At 61.0% G+C, this 15,639-nt stretch carries 15 protein-coding genes; 10 read left to right on the top strand and 5 right to left on the bottom strand.

Annotated elements, in window-relative coordinates; translation table 11 throughout:
* The 3 genes from M6G53_RS13240 to mnmA form a co-directional block, all read left to right on the top strand.
* On the top strand, positions 1-122 hold a 122-nt coding region (locus M6G53_RS13240; RefSeq protein ID WP_253332068.1), incomplete at its 5' end, for a transposase.
* Entirely contained in the window at positions 119-523 is a 405-nt protein-coding gene (locus M6G53_RS13235) for an NUDIX domain-containing protein (protein WP_253332061.1), read from the top strand. The genes M6G53_RS13240 and M6G53_RS13235, both read left to right, overlap by 4 nt.
* A gap of 106 nt (positions 524-629) precedes the next feature.
* On the top strand, positions 630-1,730 hold the full coding sequence (mnmA, locus tag M6G53_RS13230) for a tRNA 2-thiouridine(34) synthase MnmA (protein ID WP_253332059.1): 1,101 nt from the start codon (positions 630-632) through the stop codon (positions 1,728-1,730).
* A gap of 46 nt (positions 1,731-1,776) precedes the next feature.
* Here the strand turns inward: mnmA and kup are convergent, their stop codons facing one another.
* A complete protein-coding gene (gene kup / locus M6G53_RS13225; protein ID WP_253332057.1) occupies positions 1,777-3,645 on the bottom strand; it encodes a low affinity potassium transporter Kup in 1,869 nt (622 codons plus the stop codon).
* 331 nt (positions 3,646-3,976) lie between these two features.
* Here kup and hflD point away from each other — a divergent pair, with 331 nt between their 5' ends.
* Positions 3,977-4,603 carry a high frequency lysogenization protein HflD gene (gene hflD, locus M6G53_RS13220; RefSeq protein ID WP_253332055.1) on the top strand — a complete coding sequence of 209 codons (627 nt, stop codon included), beginning with the start codon at positions 3,977-3,979 and terminating at the stop codon, positions 4,601-4,603.
* 22 nt (positions 4,604-4,625) lie between these two features.
* Positions 4,626-5,996: an adenylosuccinate lyase gene (gene purB, locus M6G53_RS13215; protein WP_253332053.1), complete on the top strand. Its 1,371-nt coding sequence runs from the start codon at positions 4,626-4,628 to the stop codon at positions 5,994-5,996.
* 48 nt (positions 5,997-6,044) lie between these two features.
* Here the strand turns inward: purB and M6G53_RS13210 are convergent, their stop codons facing one another.
* From M6G53_RS13210 to pdxR, 3 genes are all read right to left on the bottom strand, one after another.
* A complete protein-coding gene (locus M6G53_RS13210) occupies positions 6,045-6,749 on the bottom strand; it encodes a GNAT family N-acetyltransferase (RefSeq protein WP_253332051.1) in 705 nt (234 codons plus the stop codon).
* 16 nt (positions 6,750-6,765) lie between these two features.
* Positions 6,766-7,218, bottom strand: a complete 453-nt coding sequence (locus tag M6G53_RS13205; protein WP_253332049.1) for a GNAT family N-acetyltransferase — start codon at positions 7,216-7,218, stop codon at positions 6,766-6,768.
* A 115-nt stretch (positions 7,219-7,333) separates the two neighbouring features.
* Complete coding sequence (pdxR, locus tag M6G53_RS13200; RefSeq protein WP_253332047.1) at positions 7,334-8,848, bottom strand: MocR-like pyridoxine biosynthesis transcription factor PdxR; 1,515 nt, start codon at positions 8,846-8,848, stop codon at positions 7,334-7,336.
* Positions 8,849-8,988: 140 nt separating this feature from the next.
* On the opposite strand from pdxR, the gene M6G53_RS13195 reads away from it, so the two are divergent.
* Positions 8,989-9,753: a GntR family transcriptional regulator gene (locus tag M6G53_RS13195; protein WP_253332045.1), complete on the top strand. Its 765-nt coding sequence runs from the start codon at positions 8,989-8,991 to the stop codon at positions 9,751-9,753.
* 21 nt (positions 9,754-9,774) lie between these two features.
* On the opposite strand, the gene M6G53_RS13190 is transcribed toward M6G53_RS13195, so the two are convergent.
* On the bottom strand, positions 9,775-10,794 hold the full coding sequence (locus M6G53_RS13190; RefSeq protein WP_253332043.1) for an ADP-ribosylglycohydrolase family protein: 1,020 nt from the start codon (positions 10,792-10,794) through the stop codon (positions 9,775-9,777).
* A 378-nt stretch (positions 10,795-11,172) separates the two neighbouring features.
* On the opposite strand from M6G53_RS13190, the gene phoP reads away from it, so the two are divergent.
* The 4 genes from phoP to M6G53_RS13170 all read left to right on the top strand — a co-directional run bounded on the left by phoP (position 11,173) and on the right by M6G53_RS13170 (position 15,569).
* Complete coding sequence (gene phoP, locus M6G53_RS13185; RefSeq protein ID WP_253332041.1) at positions 11,173-11,844, top strand: two-component system response regulator PhoP; 672 nt, start codon at positions 11,173-11,175, stop codon at positions 11,842-11,844.
* Between the two features lie 5 nt (positions 11,845-11,849).
* Positions 11,850-13,307, top strand: a complete 1,458-nt coding sequence (gene phoQ / locus M6G53_RS13180; protein ID WP_253332066.1) for a two-component system sensor histidine kinase PhoQ — start codon at positions 11,850-11,852, stop codon at positions 13,305-13,307.
* A gap of 84 nt (positions 13,308-13,391) precedes the next feature.
* Positions 13,392-14,513: a ribosomal protein uL16 3-hydroxylase gene (locus M6G53_RS13175; protein ID WP_033638200.1), complete on the top strand. Its 1,122-nt coding sequence runs from the start codon at positions 13,392-13,394 to the stop codon at positions 14,511-14,513.
* A gap of 270 nt (positions 14,514-14,783) precedes the next feature.
* Positions 14,784-15,569, top strand: a complete 786-nt coding sequence (locus M6G53_RS13170) for an ATP-grasp domain-containing protein (protein ID WP_253332039.1) — start codon at positions 14,784-14,786, stop codon at positions 15,567-15,569.
* Positions 15,570-15,639 lie beyond the last annotated feature (70 nt).

Genomic DNA, 15,639 nt, shown 5'->3' with positions numbered 1-15,639 from the left:
CCAGCGTGCTGGAAGGGATGAACAATAAGATAAAGGTGATGAAGCGGATGGCTTATGGATACCGGGATAACGCTTACTTCTTCCTGAAAATCAAAGCAGCATTCCCCGGTAAAACGCGATGAACCAATTTTTAGTGGTCGAAGAAACCATCAACGGCAAAGCGCTGTGGAATCAGCCGGCCGGCCACCTGGAGGCCGACGAGACGCTGGTGCAGGCCGCCGAGCGCGAGCTGTGGGAAGAGACCGGCATCCGCGCCACGCCGCAGGCGTTCCTGCGCCTGCACCAGTGGATCGCGCCGGATCGCACGCCGTTCCTGCGTTTTTGCTTCGTTATCGAGCTGGAACAGCCGCTGCCGACCGAGCCGCACGACAGCGACATCGATCGCTGCCTGTGGCTGAGCGCCGACGAGATTTTGCAGGCGCCCAACCTGCGCTCCGCGCTGGTGGCGGAGAGCATTTGCAGCTACCAGCAGCCGGAGCGCTACCCGCTGGCACTGGTCGGCAGCTTCGCCTGGCCGTTTTAAAGGCGCCGGGCAGCACAAGATGAACAGTGCGCCGGCGCGGCCAACGTGGTAAAATCCTGCGCTTGTTTTTATCAGCACGGTTCGTGTTCAAGTTCGTGAGATCCCCATGTCAGACAACAGCCAGAAAAAAGTAATCGTCGGTATGTCCGGCGGCGTCGACTCTTCCGTTACCGCCTATCTGTTACAGCAACAGGGCTATCAGGTCGCTGGGCTGTTCATGAAGAACTGGGAAGAAGACGACGACGAAGAGTACTGCTCCGCCGCGACCGATCTGGCCGACGCGCAAGCAGTCTGCGACAAGCTGGGCATCGAACTGCACACGGTGAACTTTGCGGCGGAATACTGGGACAACGTGTTTGAGCTGTTCCTGGAAGAGTACAAGGCCGGCCGCACGCCGAACCCGGACATCCTGTGCAATAAAGAAATCAAATTCAAAGCCTTCCTGGAGTTTGCCGCCGAAGATCTGGGGGCCGATTTTATCGCCACCGGCCACTACGTGCGCCGCCAGGACGTGGACGGCAAAAGCCGCCTGCTGCGCGGCGTCGACGGCAACAAGGATCAGAGCTACTTCCTCTATACCCTGAGCCACGAGCAGGTGGCGCAAAGCCTGTTCCCGGTCGGCGAGCTGGAGAAGCCGGAGGTGCGCCGCATCGCCGAGCAGCTGGAGCTGGTTACCGCCAAGAAAAAAGATTCCACCGGCATCTGCTTTATCGGCGAGCGCAAGTTCCGCGACTTCCTCGGCCGCTACCTGCCGGCGCAGCCGGGCCCGATCGTCAGCGTTGACGGCCAGACCGTCGGCGAACACCAGGGCCTGATGTATCACACCCTGGGCCAGCGCAAAGGGCTGGGCATCGGCGGCCTGAAAGACAGCAGCGAAGATCCGTGGTACGTGGTGGATAAAGACGTGGCCAACAACGTGCTGGTGGTCGCGCAGGGGCACGATCATCCGCGCCTGATGTCCGTCGGCCTTATCGCGCAGCAGCTGCACTGGGTGGATCGCCTGCCGCTGAGCGGCCCGTTCCGCTGCACGGTGAAGACCCGCTATCGCCAACAGGATATCCCTTGCACCGTGACCCCGCTCGATGGCGAACGCATCGAAGTGCGTTTCGACGAGCCGGTCTCCGCCGTCACCCCCGGCCAGTCGGCGGTGTTCTACCAGGGCGAAATCTGCCTCGGCGGCGGCATCATCGAACAGCGCCTCGCGTAATTGCCCAGCAAAGAAAAACGCTGCGTTATCGCAGCGTTTTTTTTATTCAGAACTCCACCTGCGCCCCCAGTTCGATCACCCGGTTCGGCGGGATTTCGAACAGATCCGGCGCCCGCAGCGCGTTGCGCTGCAACAGCTGGAACACCTTGCCGCGCATGCGCAAATACCAGGGCCGCTTGCCCAGCACCAGCGTATCGCGCGACATGAAGAACGAGGTCTCGTTCATGGTAAAACTCATTCCCTCCAGCCCACAGCGGTACAGAATGTCCGTCACATTGGGCGTCTCGCGCCAGCCGTAGCTCGCCACCACTCGCCAAAAGCTCGCCGACAGCTGTTCGATCGCCACCCGCTGCACGTTGTGCACGTACGGCATGTCGGTGGTGACGATGGTCAGCAGCACCACGCGCTCATGCAGCACCTTGTTGTGCTTCAGGTTGTGCAACAGCACCAGCGGCACCGCGTGCGGCGTACGCTCCATAAACACCGCGGTGCCCGGCACCCGCTTCGGCGGCGCCTTCTCCAGCGACTCGATCAGCGCGGTCAGCCCCTCCTGATTGTCGCGCAGCCGGCGGATCAGGCGCGAACGCTCGGTCTTCCAGGTCAGCATAATCAGCAGAATGGTCAGCCCCAGCGCCACCGGCAGCCAGCCGCCGGTCGCCAGCTTGATCAGGTTGGCGCCGAACAGCGGCACGTCGATGCACAGCATGACAACCAGCATCAGCCCGCCCAGATAGCGCGGCCAGCCCCAGTTTTTCACCGCCACGATGCTCAGCAAAATCGACGACAGCAGCATAGTGCCGGTCACCACGATGCCGTAAGCCGAAGCCAGGTTGCTGGAGTGTTTGAAGCTGATAATCACGATCAGGACCGCCGCGAACAGCAGCCAGTTCACCACCGGAATGTAAATCTGCCCGGATTCCTGATCGGAGGTATAGATGATGCGCATCGGCGGCAGGTAGCCCAGCCGCACCGCCTGGCGCGTCAGCGAGAACACGCCGGAGATCACCGCCTGCGAGGCGATGACCGTCGCCAGCGTGGCGATCACCAGCAGCGGGATCAGCGCCCAGGTCGGCGCCAGCAGGAAGAACGGGTTGTTGATCGCCGCCGGGTTGGCCAGCAGCAGCGCCCCCTGGCCGAAGTAGTTCAGCACCAGCGACGGCGCCACCAGCGTAAACCATGCCAGGCGGATCGGTTTTTTACCGAAGTGGCCCATATCGGCGTACAGCGCTTCGGCGCCGGTCACCGACAGCACCACCATGCCCAGCGCGAAGAACGATACCGCCTTGTATTCGAGGAAGAAATTCACCGCCCAATAGGGGTTCAGCGCCCGCAGCACGCCGGGGTGATGCAAAATACCGCCGAGGCCCAGCAGCGCCAGCGTCAGGAACCAGACAACCATCGCCGGCGCGAACAGCTTGCCGACGCTGCCGGTGCCGTGCTTTTGGATCACGAACAGCGCGGTCAGCACCAGCAGCGAGAGCGGCACGATAAAGCTGTCCAGCTCGGGGGCGATAATCTGCAGCCCCTCGATGGCCGAGAGCACCGAAATGGCCGGGGTGATCACCCCGTCGCCATAAAAGAAGCTGCCGCCCACCAGCCCAGTCAGCACCGCCGCCGGCACCCAACGCGCATCCAGGTTGCGGATCGCCAGCGACATCAGCGTCAGGATCCCTCCCTCGCCGTCGTTGTCGGCGCGCATCACGAAACAGACGTATTTAATTGATACCACCAGCGTCAGCAGCCAGAAAATCAGCGACAAAAAGCCGTAGATCGAGGCCGGCGTCATGGTGATGCCCTCCTCCGCCGTCAGGCATTCGCGCAGGGTATACAGCGGGCTGGTGCCGATATCGCCGTACACCACGCCGATGGCCGCCAGCGTCACCGCCGGCAGCGGCTGCTTGTTTTTTACGTGCATATAAAGGTCTTTATTTGAGGGCTCACGTTGGCAGTATAGATGCAGCCGCCGCACTTTATTTGCCGCCGCAACAATAAGTTCGCGCCGCCTCACCGGCGATTTTCGCCGCCTATTTGCGCAGTTCTGCGCCGCACGGCGCCCCTGCCTCGTCACGGGCGTATTCGACGCTGGGTTTACCCTCGATTTTGTGGCATGATCCGCGGCATTCGTTGTCATCGTTGTTACAGCCACGCCCGATCGTTCCCGTTCGCGGCCGCCGCCGTTACCTTGGCGATACACACAACCTTATGCAGTAAGCCATGTACCGTTCACAGCGTTTACAGGAGTAATCGTGGCGAAGAATTATTATGACATCACGTTGGCCATGGCGGGTATCAGCCAGGCGGCGCGTTTGGTTCAGCAACTGGCCCATGAAGGGCAATGCAACCGCGAAGCCTTTCAAACCTCACTGAAAAGCCTGCTGCAAATGGATCCGCCCTCCACGCTGGCGGTGTTCGGCGGTGAAGAACGCAATTTGATGGTCGGTCTCGAAACCCTGATGGCCGTGCTTAACGCCAACAACAAAGGGCCGGGCGCGGAACTGACCCGCTACACCATCAGCCTGATGGTGCTGGAGCGCAAGCTCAACGCCAACAAACAGGCGATGAACACGCTCGGCGAACGCCTCGGCCAGCTCGAGCGCCAGCTAGCGCACTTCGATCTGGAGTCGGACACCATCATCAGCGCGCTGGCCGGCATTTACGTCGACGTAGTCAGCCCGCTCGGGCCGCGCATCCAGGTGACCGGCTCGCCGGCAATCTTGCAGAACCCGCAGGTGCAGGCCAAGGTTCGCGCCACGCTGCTGGCCGGCATTCGCGCCGCCGTGCTGTGGCAACAGGTCGGCGGCAGCCGCCTGCAGTTAATGTTTTCCCGTAATCGTCTGTTCAAGCAGGCGCAAAATATCGTTGCTCATTGTTAATCGATCCCAGGAGTTGCTACCGATGGAATTATCCTCACTGACCGCCGTTTCCCCCGTTGATGGACGCTACGGTGATAAAGTCAGCGCACTGCGCCCCATTTTCAGCGAATACGGTCTGCTGAAATTCCGCGTACAGGTTGAAGTACGTTGGCTGCAAAAACTGGCGGCCTGCGCAGAAATCAAGGAAGTTCCCGCTTTTGACGCCGACGCAAACGCTTTCCTCGACAAAATCGTCGCGGAATTCAACGAAGAAGACGCTCAGCGCATCAAAACCATCGAGCGCACCACCAACCATGACGTGAAAGCGGTCGAATATTTCCTGAAGGAAAAAGTGGCGGCGGTGCCTGCGCTGCACGCGGTGTCCGAGTTCATCCACTTCGCCTGCACCTCCGAAGACATCAACAACCTGTCGCACGCGCTGATGCTGCAAAGCGCCCGTCAGGACGTGGTGCTGCCTTACTGGCGCAAAATCATCGACGCGCTGAAAGGGCTGGCGCTGGAATACCGCGATATCCCGCTGCTGTCGCGCACCCACGGCCAGCCGGCGACCCCGTCGACCGTCGGCAAAGAGTTCGCCAACGTGGCTTACCGCATGGAGCGCCAGTACCGTCAGCTGGAGCGCGTGGAGATCATGGGTAAAATCAACGGCGCGGTCGGCAACTACAACGCCCACATCGTCGCTTACCCGGAAGTGGACTGGCACCAGTTCAGCGAAGCTTTCGTGACCTCGCTCGGCATCACCTGGAACCCGTACACCACCCAGATCGAGCCGCATGACTACATCGCCGAGCTGTTCGACTGCGTGGCGCGTTTCAACACCATTCTGATCGATTTCGACCGCGATATCTGGGGCTACATCGCCCTGAACCACTTCAAGCAGAAGACCATCGCCGGCGAAATCGGTTCTTCCACCATGCCGCACAAGGTTAACCCGATCGACTTCGAAAACTCCGAAGGCAACCTGGGCCTGGCCAATGCCGTGCTGGGCCACCTGGCGAGCAAACTGCCGGTGTCCCGCTGGCAGCGCGATCTGACCGACTCCACCGTGCTGCGTAACCTGGGCGTGGGCCTGGGCTATGCGCTGATCGCCTATCAGTCCACCCTGAAAGGCATCAGCAAGCTGGAAGTGAACCAGGCGCACCTGCTGGACGAACTGGATCACAACTGGGAAGTGCTGGCCGAGCCGATCCAGACCGTGATGCGCCGCTACGGCATCGAGAAGCCATACGAGAAGCTGAAAGAGCTGACCCGCGGCAAGCGCGTGGACGCCGCCGGCATGCAGGCATTCATCGATGGCCTGGCGCTGCCGGAAGAAGAGAAAACCCGTCTGAAGGCGATGACCCCGGCCAACTACATCGGCCGCGCCACCACCCTGGTCGACGAGCTGAAGTAAGCGCTTTAGCCCGATAAAAAGGCGGCCCCTGGGCCGCCTTTTTGCTTATTATTCGCTGCGCAACACCTGCAGCCTGGCTATCTGCCGCCCCTGCACATCGAAGTTATCCGCGTTCAGCCAGCGCGCCAGCGCCTGCCGCACCGCCGGCCATCGGTCAGCGGTGATGGCGAACCAGGCGGTATCCCGGCTGCGCCCCTTGGCGATCACCGCAAAGCGGAAATTGCCCTCATAGTGAAAACCCAAGCGCAGCGCAGCCTGGCGGGACGGCGCGTTATGGCTGTCGCACTTCCACTCGCAGCGGCGGTAGCCCAGCGTGTCGAAGGCGTAGCGCAGCAGCAGCGCGATGGCTTCGGTGGCGCTGGATCGCTGTTTCATCAACGGTGACCAGCTGATGTGGCCAATCTCCAGCACGCCATTGGCTTCGTCGATACGCATCAGCGCCACCGTGCCCACCGGCGCGTCGCTGGCGGCGTCGAACACCGTCAGATTGACCAGCGCCGGGTTGGCCTGCAGCGTCTCCAGATGCTGCAGCATCGCCGCCGGCGTATCGGGCCGTTCGATAGACAGATAGGTCCAGTCGCGGCCGTCCGGCGCCAGTTGAAACGCCTCGAACAGCGCGGCGTAATCCCGCTGCGGTTCGAGCGGCGCCAGCGAGCAGAAACGTCCGCCAAGCGTCGCGCCGCCCGGGCGGCGAGCCGGCTGCCAATCCGGCATCGATTCCCCGATCGGCTGACCATAACGATTCATTGTCATCAACGCCCTCCTGCGATTAACGGGAATAAACGATAAACGAGCTTCTTCTGCCGATTTTGTCGTACAGCGAGCGTGCCGGCGCGTTGTACTCCTGGGTCATCCAGTAGACCCGATCGCTGCCGCGCACCTCTGCCAATCGATACGCCTGTTCGAACAGCTTTTCCGACACCTTATGGCCGCGCGCCTGCGGCGACACATAGAGATCTTCGATATAACAATAGCCGACCGCACTCCAGGTGGACGGATGGAACACCAGGTTCATCAGCCCCAGCAGCCGGCCGTCGGCATCCTCCGCCACCAGCCCGTACATCTGTTCATCCTGCCCCAGACGTTCGAAGGTGCGATCGGTCACCTGCGGCGCCACGTCGGCACGGTAAAAATCGAGATAGCCCTGCCACAGCGCCAGCCATTGCGCTTTGTCGTCGCCATTGATTCTGCGGATAGTCACTTCAGGGTTTGCTGGGTACATAGCGCCTCACGGAGTCAAATATTATTTCCATTAGGGAAACAATCGGATAGCGGCAGAATACACCGCGCGGCGGCGGCGCAATACGGACCAATTCAAAACACGGAGCAGACCAATTTTAGCCGTCGCTTTCCACCGGCAGTGCGTTGAACACCTGCGCCAGCGTGGCGATAAAGCGCACGATCTCATCCGGCGTATAGGCCGAGAAGCCGAGCACCAGCGCCCCACGCTGCGGCGTGCCGGTGTAGAAGTCCGCCAGACCGTGCAGCCGTATTCCCCGTTCGGCGGCGGCCGCCACCAGCCGCCGCTCCGTCGCCGCATCCGCCAACGGGCAAACCAGCTGCAGCCCACCCTGCGGCAGCGCCGGGCGCGTCCAGGCCGCCAGGTGACGATGCACCGCCTCGTACAGCACCTCCAGCCGCGCCTTGTACAGCGTGCGCATATTGCGCAGATGCTCGGCGTAGCCGCCCTCGTGCAGGAAGTGGAACAGCGTCATCTGCGCCAGCGCCGAGGTGTAGCCGTCCTGAAACTGCCTGGCGGCGACCAATGGCCGCACCAGCTGCGGCGGCGCAATCACGAAACCGATGCGCAGCCCCGGAAACAGCGTCTTGCTGAAGGTGCCGATGTACAGCGTGCGCCCGCCGCTGTCCAGCCCCTGCAGCGCCGCCTTGGTTTGCCGATCGTAGTTGAACTCGGCGTCGTAATCGTCTTCGATGATCCAGGCCCGCCGGCGCTGCGCCCACTGCAACAGCGCCAGCCGCCGCTCAAGGCTCAGCGAATACCCCAGCGGATAGTGATGAGACGGCGTGAGGTAAACCCCGCGCCCGCCGCCCGAGGCCTGCATCAGCTGCCCAACGTCCAGCCCCTGCTCATCGATGCCGATCGGCCACGCCTGCAGCCCCGCCGACTGCACCAGTTTTTTCGCCCCCTGGTAGCCCGGCTCTTCGACGAACACCGCATCGCCGGGATCGAACAGCACCTGGGTACACAGCGCCAGCGCCTGCTGCGAGCTGGTCACCACGATCACCTGCTCCGCCGTGGCCTTCACGCCCCGCTCCCGCTGCAAGTAGAGCGCAATCTCCGCGCGCAGCTCCGGCAGCCCTTGCGGATCGGCATACCCCAACAGCCGTGCGCCGTGCCGCCGCAGCGCCTGCTTCTCCCGCAGCAGCCACTGCTCGATGGGAAACGCCCGCAGATCCGCCAGCGAAGGCGTCAGCGAGGCCCGGCGGCAGGTATGCGGCGTATGGCTGACCGCCAGCAGCGCCCGGCCGCGATCGCTCAGCTCGCGCTCCGCCAGCCGCGCCTCTTGCCCCGTCGCCGTCGCCAGCAGTTCACGGCCGAGCAGCGTGTCGCAGCGATAGCGTACAAAGCTGCCGCGCCCCACCGTTCGGCTGATGAACCCCTCCGCCTCCAGCCGCGCGTAGGTCTGTTCCACCGTATCGCGCGCCACCGTTAATCGGGCCGCCAACGCACGGCTCGGCGGCAGCTTGGTCCGCCAGGGCAGTTCTCCGGTGGCAATCAGTTGCAACAGGGCCTGATGCAGCGCCGAACGCCGGGTCAGGCCTTGCCGACGCTGCTGCGCGAAGGCGGCCAGGATCGCCGCGTCGTGCGCGAGTTGTGCGGTGTCGCTCATAGGGGGTGGGGTTTCTCCAGGTTCAGGGGGCCGACACACTACTCTACCTCATTTCACCGGGTCGTCGGCGGCAGTTGCACTGCCCGGCGAAATCCCCTTAAATAGGCCATCGCATTACGGCTACAGGACTTCCGCCGGCTATGAGCAAGGAGACCAACCAGCGTCTGCTGGACAAACTGCAGCAGGATCTGGCCAGCGCGGGCGCGATGCCGCTGTATTTGCGCTTCAACGCCTCGGTGCGCCAGGCCATCGAACAAGGATTGCTGAATGCGGGGGATTTTTTACCCAGCGAGCGCCTGTTCACCGAACAACTCGGCATTTCGCGCATCACGGTACGCAAAGCGCTGGCCTGCCTCGAGCAGGACGGCATCATCGGCCGTTCGCGTGGTTACGGCACCTTTATCCAACCGCAACGGCCCGAGCCGAAGCTGTTCTATTCATTGGCGGACGTCAAAGGCTTCTCGCGCGAGGTGATACAGCAGGGACGCCGGCCGGATACGCAATGGATCAGCCGCGAACGGATGCCCGCCGGCGCCGAACTGGCGGCAAAGCTCCAGCTGGCGCCCGGAACGCCGATCTATAAACTCAAGCGCATTCACTTGATCGATCGGCGGCCGATGTCGGTGGCGGTGTCCTACGTGGTGGTGGCAGCGATTGCCAACGTCGACGAGATCGGCATTTCGCTGTACGACTACTTCCGGCGCAATAAGGTTGAGATGGGATCGCTGCGCAGCCAGGTCAGCGCGGCGATGGCCGACGACGACATCCGCCAAGCGCTGCAGCTCTCGGAACCGATGCCGCTGCTGATCGTGCGCCAGACGCTGTTCGACCACCATAAAAAACCGATCGAATACAGCGAAAGCTTCTGCCGCAGCGACATGTACGAATTTACCAGCGAAAGCTGATCCGCTGCGTCACGCGGCGGCTTACGCCTCGCCCTGCCGACGGCGGCGAAAACGCGCGAACGCCTGCGCATAAGCCTCGACGTCCAGCGGATTCACCCGTTTCAACTCTGCCAGCAGCCCGGGCTCGATCGCCTCTGCGCCGTGCAGCGCGCCGCAAATCGCGGTGGCCATCGCGCCGATGGTGTCGGTGTCGCCGCCCAGATTGGCGCACAGCACCGCGCACCGGGTCGGGTCGGTTTGCGCCAGTTGCACCATCGCCAGCGCCGCCGGCACCGACTCGATGGTGCTCACCCCGGCGCCGATCAGCTGATACACCCGTTCGGCGGCCCGCTCGGTGCCGGTGGCTTCATCCACCACCTGAAACGCCAGCTCGATGCGCGCCGCCAGCGAGGGGCTAAACGTCGTCTCTTGACGGCGCTGGGCATACTCCGCCACCCCCGGCAACGCCAGGCGAATGGAGGCCCAGTCCGCCCCCTCCACCGCCCGCGCGACGGCCCAGGCAATCGCGACCGCGCCGGCAACGGCGATGTCGGATTTGTGCGTCGGGCTGGAGGCCAGCCACACCTGCCGGCAGAAATCCTCCAGCGGCGCGGACGGCAGCACGCAGCCCAAAGGTGAAATGCGCATCGCCGCACCGTTGGTGATGCCGTTGTTTTCCAACTCGGCGATCGGCGTGCCCGCTTTCTGCTCGCTCAGCGCCAGTTTGGAACTGGGGCCAAGAATGTTCTTGTTGAAGGCGTCAAAACTGTCCACCCAGCGGATCACGTTGCGGGCGATCAGTTCCGGCACCACCTCGCCTTCCGCTTCCAGCAGCGCATCGGCCAGCGCCAATGCCATCGCGGTATCATCGGTATATTGCCCGGCCTTGAAATAACAGGCGGCGGTGTTCTCCGCCGGCCCATCGAGGAAGCCCTCGATCCAGCCGAAGTGGCGTTTAACCCGCTCACGCGGCCACAGCTCGGAAGGCATGCCGAGCGCATCGCCCAGCATCTGCCCGTAAAATGCGCCCGCTATGCGTTGTTCCTGGGTTAACTGCTTCATCCGTCGCTCCTGAAAGTGTGCTGATGGGATGATAATACCTTATTAGTACCTTTTGATCCTGTCGGCAATGTTGTTCATCGTTTCATCGCGCAGCCAATGCCCGACGCGTTTAAGTTGTGTTTAACGTTGCCCCGCCGCTGTTTATCCGACGTTTACCAGAACCTATCGATAATGTCGGCGAACAACTTGATAGCGCTTATTTTACTACATTGCTTCGGCTCTCTTGCGGGCCGGGCGGGTTATACCTACCATAGCCTCAGCATTTTTTGTCAAAATGGTTCAGGTGGCCGCACGCTATCCCCTGACACGCCGCAGAGCGTGTTCCCTTTTATCGCGTGGGTGACAGGACGTTCACCCGCATAGTCACAGGAGTTCGCCATGCGAGTACTGGTTGTTGAAGATAATGGTTTACTGCGCCACCACCTTGCCGTTCAGATGCGCGAGATGGGCCATCAGGTCGATGCGGCCGAAGACGCCAAGGAAGCCGATTATTTCCTACAGGAACACGCGCCGGATATCGCCATTGTCGATCTCGGGCTGCCGGGCGAAGACGGCCTGAGCCTGATCCGCCGCTGGCGCGCACACCAGACCAAGCTGCCGATCCTGGTGCTGACCGCCCGCGAAAGCTGGCAGGACAAAGTGGCGGTGCTGGAAGCCGGCGCCGACGACTATGTCACCAAACCGTTCCACCTGGAAGAAGTCATCGCCCGCATGCAGGCGCTGATGCGCCGCAACAGCGGCCTGGCTTCGCAGGTGATCGTTCTGCCGCCGTTCCAGATCGATCTGTCGCGCCGCGAGCTGAGCGTCAACGATCGGCAGATCAAGCTGACCGCCTTTGAATACACCATCATCGAGACCCTGATCCGCAACGCCGGCAAGGTGGTGAGCAAGGATTCGCTGATGCTGCAGCTCTACCCGGACGCCGAACTGCGCGAAAGCCACACCATCGACGTGCTGATGGGCCGCTTGCGTAAAAAGGTGCAGGCGGAATACCCGCAGGAAGTGATCACCACGGTACGTGGCCAGGGCTATCGTTTTGACGCGAAGTGAACATGATGTTCAACAAGGATAAAAAGCCGTTTTCGCTGCGCGCCCGTTTCCTGATGGCGACCGCCGGGGTGATCCTGGCGCTGTCGCTTTCTTATGGCCTGGTGGCGGTCGTCGGCTATATTGTCAGCTTCGACAAGACCGCCTTCCGCCTGCTGCGCGGTGAGAGCAACCTGTTCTTCAGCCTGGCGCAGTGGAAAGACAACAAGCTCACCATCGCCATTCCCCCCGATATTGATCTCAACTTCCCCACGCTGGTGTTTATCTACGACGATAAAGGCAACCTGCTGTGGAGCCAGCGCAAAGTGCCGGAGCTGGAGAAGCTGATCAACAAGGAGTGGCTGGAGGAGTCCGGCTTCTACGAAATCGACACCGACACCCGCGTCAGCAGTGAAGTGCTGGGGGATAACCCCAAAGCGCAGGATCAGCTTAAAAATTACGACGATACCGATCAGAACGCGCTGACCCACTCGGTGGCGGTCAACACCTATGCCGCCACGGCACGCCTGCCGGCGCTGACCATCGTGGTGGTCGACAGCATTCCGCAGGAGCTGCAGCGCTCCGACGTGGTGTGGGAGTGGTTCAGCTATGTGCTGCTGGCCAACCTGCTGCTGGTGGTGCCGCTGCTGTGGCTGGCGGCCTACTGGAGCCTGCGGCCGATCAAGGCGCTGGTCAATCAGGTGGGCGAGCTGGAGAACGGCGAACGCGATCAGCTCGACGAAAATCCGCCCAGCGAGCTGCGTGGGCTGGTGCGCAATCTGAACATTCTGGTGCGTAACGAGCGCCAGCGTTACACCAAGTATCGCACCACCCTGTCGGATCTGACCCACAGCCTGAAAACGCCGCTGGCGGTGCTGCAAAGCACCCTGCGTTCGCTGCGCAGCGGCAAGCAGACCACCATCGAAGAAGCCGAGCCGATCATGCTGGATCAGATCGGCCGCATCTCGCAGCAGATCGGTTACTACCTGCACCGGGCCAGCATCAACTCCGGTCAAACGGTGCTGACGCGCGAGATCCACTCGGTACCGGCGCTGCTCGACAGCCTGGTGGTGGCGCTGAACAAGGTTTATCAGCGCAAGGGGGTGGTGATCACGCTGGACATCTCGCCAGAGGTGACCTTTATGGGCGAGAAGAACGACTTTATGGAAGTGATGGGCAACGTGTTGGAAAACGCCTGCAAATACTGCCTGGAGTTTGTTGAGATCACCTCACTGCACTCCGAGAAAAACCTCACCATCGTCATCGACGACGACGGCCCGGGGATCCCGGAAAGCAAGCGCCAGCTGATCTTCCAGCGCGGCCAGCGGGTGGATACCCTGCGCCCCGGCCAGGGCCTGGGTTTGTCGGTGGCGGCGGAGATCATCGAGCAGTACGACGGCGAAATCGTCATCAGCGACAGCCCGCTCGGCGGCGCGCGCATGCAGGTCACCTTCGCCCGCCAGCACGACACCCACCACAACGAGTAAATTATGCCTCTGCGGCCCCGATCCACGGGGCCAAACTTCCGTTATAATCGCACTCAGGCTCACTCCTCTCTCCTGGAATAGAACATGGATTATCAATTAGACCTGGACTGGAACGATTTTTTGCAACGTTATTGGCAAAAGCGTCCGGTGATTCTCAAGCGCGGCTTCAAAAACTTTATCGATCCGATCTCCCCGGATGAGCTGGCCGGGCTGGCGATGGAAAACGAAGTGGACAGCCGCCTGGTCAGCCACCAGGACGGCCGTTGGCAGGTTGCGCACGGCCCCTTCGAGAGCTTCGACCACCTGAGCGAAAACAACTGGTCGCTGCTGGTGCAGGCGGTGGACCACTGGCATGAGCCTTCCGCGGCGCTGATGCGCCCGTTCCGCCAACTGCCGGACTGGCGGATGGATGACCTGATGATCTCCTTCTCGGTGCCGGGCGGCGGCGTCGGCCCGCACCTCGATCAGTACGACGTGTTCATCATTCAGGGCACCGGCCGCCGCCGCTGGCGCGTCGGGGAAAAAACGCCGCTGAAACAGCACTGCCCGCATCCGGATCTGCTGCAGGTGGAACCGTTCGACGCCATCATCGACGAAGAGATGGAGCCGGGCGACATTCTCTACATTCCGCCGGGCTTCCCGCATGAAGGCTACGCGCTGGAAAACGCGCTCAACTACTCGGTGGGCTTCCGCGCGCCGAACGGCCGCGAGCTGGTGAGCGGCTTCGCCGACTACGTGCTGGCGCGCGAGCTGGGCAGCAAGCGCTACGGCGATCCGGACGTTAAACTGCGCGAACACCCGGCGGAGATCCTGCCGCAGGAAGTGGACGCCTTGCGGCAGATGATGCTGGATCTGGTGCAACAGCCGGAACACTTCCAGCACTGGTTCGGCGAGTTCATCTCTCAGTCGCGCCACGAGCTGGATCTGGCGCCGCCGGAGCCACCGTATCAGGCCGGGGAAATCTACGAGCTGCTGCAACAGGGTGAAGCGCTGCAGCGCCTGGGCGGGTTGCGCGTGCTGCGCGTCGGCGATCGCTGCTTCGTCAACGGCGAGCTGATCGACACCGACCAGCTGCAGGCCGCAGACGCCCTGTGCCAAAACTTCAGCGTCGACGCCGCCCTGCTCGGCGACGCGGTGGACGACCCGTCGTTCCTGGCGCTGCTGACCGCGCTGGTCAACAGCGGGTATTGGTACTTTAACGACTGAGTTCTCGGGGCGACGGCGCCTACTGAACATGTATACCGGCCCGCTTATGCGGGCCTTTTCTTTAGGGTGCAAAAGCTGGCCCGCCCTCAACAATACGTTTCTATCGAGACCTCAATTTATCCACCACACGAATGCCCCTATCATTATTATTTTGAAAATAATGCATATCACATAAAATCAAACAAACCATTGCTTCTCAGCCCCACTGACGTTATTTTTTAAGGCCATCACTGAATTATTTACAATACTAATTAATACAAGGTGTTATCCATGCAAATTATTTATCCTGATGATTATTCAAACCAAGGCAGACCGGATGAAAATTTTGCCGAGGAATTTACCTGCGTCAAAGATAGAGGAATACGCTGCTTTCTACTTTCCTCAGAAGCCGCAGCATTAGGAAAAACCCGTTTTTCGGGCCGCTTTGAACCAGGCATACCGGTAATCTGGCGTGGTTGGATGCTGAATGCAGAGGAGTATCGCCAGCTGCACCGTACGGTAGCAGCTAATGGAGGGGAAATGCTTGAGTCCCCGGATGACTATTTGCGTAATCATCATATAACCGGCTGGTATGAGCCATGTAAGTCATATACCGCAGAGACCGTGCTCACCACGGCTGATACAGATTTCGACACTCTGGTCACCCAACTTTGTTGGCCCGCTTACTTTGTTAAGGATTATGTGAAATCGCTGACCACATCCCGAGGCTCGGTAGCTCACAATGCCGCTGAAATCAGAGAGGTTATTAAACTGATTGCGCATTACCGAGGGGAGCTTGAAGGCGGCGTTAGCTTAAGACGCTTTGAAAACTTGATTGACGACAGTGAGCGCCGATACTTTTCGCTAAACGGCCAGGTTTTTTCCGCCGATGGCGAAATACCGGCCATCGTTCATCAGATCGCATCGCGTATTAAAACGCCTTTTTATTCGATCGATATCGCCAAAAATGCCAATGGCGAATTGCGCCTAATCGAAATAGGCGATGGTCAGGTATCGGATACCAAAGAGTGGAACGTTGCAGACCTGGTTACTGCATTTTGTATAGCGGGCGGTTAACACCCCATTAAATTCGAGTGGCTATAAGTAAGGTCAGCGTATCCCAAAAAACCTCCATCATGTGAATAAC

The sequence above is a fragment of the Serratia nevei genome (assembly GCF_024160145.1).
GTDB classification, from domain to species: domain Bacteria; phylum Pseudomonadota; class Gammaproteobacteria; order Enterobacterales; family Enterobacteriaceae; genus Serratia; species Serratia nevei_A.
This window is presented reverse-complemented; position numbering and strand designations above follow the sequence as displayed.